The organism is Streptococcus cristatus (assembly GCF_001588905.1).
GTDB classification, from domain to species: Bacteria; Bacillota; Bacilli; order Lactobacillales; family Streptococcaceae; genus Streptococcus; species Streptococcus cristatus_N.
Genome location: NZ_LAWH01000012.1, coordinates 1 through 2,192 on the forward strand (window position 1 = coordinate 1; position 2,192 = coordinate 2,192).

The 2,192-nt window shown below is 47.6% G+C and carries 1 protein-coding gene; it reads left to right on the top strand.

Annotated features, from left to right (window positions below; translation table 11 throughout):
• Positions 1–2,192 (top strand): collagen-like triple helix repeat-containing protein (locus tag A0765_RS10715; RefSeq protein WP_062004437.1); only part of this gene is annotated, 2,192 nt, incomplete at both ends.

Consider the following 2,192-nt stretch of genomic DNA (forward strand, 5'->3'; position numbering starts at 1 on the left):
CATACTGTTAAAGTTGGACTTGATAAGAACGGCAACGGTCAGTTGGATCCAGACGAAGTAACCTCTTCAACAATCGTCAAAGACGGTAAGGATGGTAAGTCTCCACTAGCTAAAGTTGTAGATAACAACAATGGCACACACACAGTTCAAGTCGGTCTCGATAAGAACGGTAATGGTGAGCTTGACCCAGACGAAGTAACATCATCTACAATCATCAAAGATGGTAAGGATGGAAAAGCTGGTGCCACAGGTGCTACAGGAGCGACCGGAGCCAAAGGCGATAAAGGTGAAACTGGAGCTACAGGAGCGACCGGAGCTAAAGGTGATAAAGGTGAAGACGGCAAGCCATCATTGGCGCAAGTCGTAGACAACAACGACGGTACTCATACTGTTAAAGTTGGTCTTGATAAGAATGGCAACGGTCAGTTGGATCCAGACGAAGTAACATCTTCAACAATCGTCAAAGACGGTAAGGATGGAAAATCTCCACTAGCTAAAGTTGTAGACAACAACAATGGCACGCACACAGTTCAAGTCGGTCTCGATAAGAATGGTAACGGTGAACTTGATCCAGACGAAGTAACATCTTCAACAATCATCAAAGATGGTAAGGATGGAAAAGCTGGCGCAACCGGTGCCACAGGTGCTACAGGAGCGACCGGAGCCAAAGGCGATAAAGGTGAAACTGGAGCTACAGGAGCGACCGGAGCTAAAGGTGATAAAGGTGAAGACGGCAAGCCATCATTGGCGCAAGTCGTAGACAACAACGACGGTACTCATACTGTTAAAGTTGGACTTGATAAGAATGGCAACGGTCAGTTGGATCCAGACGAAGTAACCTCTTCAACAATCGTCAAAGACGGTAAGGATGGAAAAGCTGGTGCAACCGGTGCTACAGGCGCGACCGGAGCTAAAGGCGATAAAGGTGAAGACGGCAAGCCATCATTGGCGCAAGTCGTTGACAACAACGATGGCACGCATACTGTTAAAGTTGGTCTTGATAAGAACGGCAACGGTCAGTTGGATCCAGATGAAGTAACCTCTTCAACAATCGTCAAAGACGGTAAGGATGGAAAATCTCCACTAGCTAAAGTTGTAGACAACAACAATGGCATGCACACAGTTCAAGTCGGTCTCGATAAGAATGGTAACGGTGAACTTGATCCAGACGAAGTAACATCTTCAACAATCATCAAAGATGGTAAGGATGGAAAAGCTGGCGCAACCGGTGCCACAGGTGCTACAGGAGCGACCGGAGCCAAAGGCGATAAAGGTGAAACTGGAGCTACAGGAGCGACCGGAGCTAAAGGTGATAAAGGTGAAGACGGCAAGCCATCATTGGCGCAAGTCGTAGATAACAACGACGGTACTCATACTGTTAAAGTTGGTCTTGATAAGAATGGCAACGGTCAGTTGGATCCAGACGAAGTAACCTCTTCAACCATCGTCAAAGACGGTAAGGATGGAAAATCTCCACTAGCTAAAGTTGTAGACAACAACAATGGCACGCATACAGTTCAAGTCGGTCTCGATAAGAATGGTAACGGTGAACTTGATCCAGACGAAGTAACATCTTCAACTATCGTCAAAGATGGAAAAGCTGGTGCCACTGGTGCTACAGGCGCAACCGGAGCTAAAGGCGATAAAGGTGAAACTGGAGCAACAGGCGCGACCGGAGCTAAAGGTGACAAAGGTGAAACAGGTGCCACAGGCGCAGCAGGACCAAAAGGTGATAAGGGCGCAACTGGCGCCACAGGTGCAACCGGAGCTAAAGGCGATAAAGGTGAAACTGGTGCTACAGGCGCAACTGGTGCCAAAGGTGAAGATGGCAAGCCATCATTGGCGCAAGTCGTAGACAACAACGACGGTACACACACTGTTAAAGTTGGTCTGGATAAGAACGGCAACGGCCAGTTGGATCCAGATGAAGTAACTTCATCTACCATCGTTAAAGACGGTAAGGATGGAAAATCTCCACTAGCTAAAGTTGTAGACAACAACAATGGTACACACACAGTTCAAGTCGGACTCGATAAGAATAATAACGGCCAGTTGGATCCAGATGAAGTAACATCTTCAACTATCGTCAAAGATGGAAAAGCTGGTGCCACTGGTGCTACAGGCGCAACCGGAGCTAAAGGCGATAAAGGTGAAACTGGAGCAACAGGCGCAACCGGAGCTAAAGGCGATAA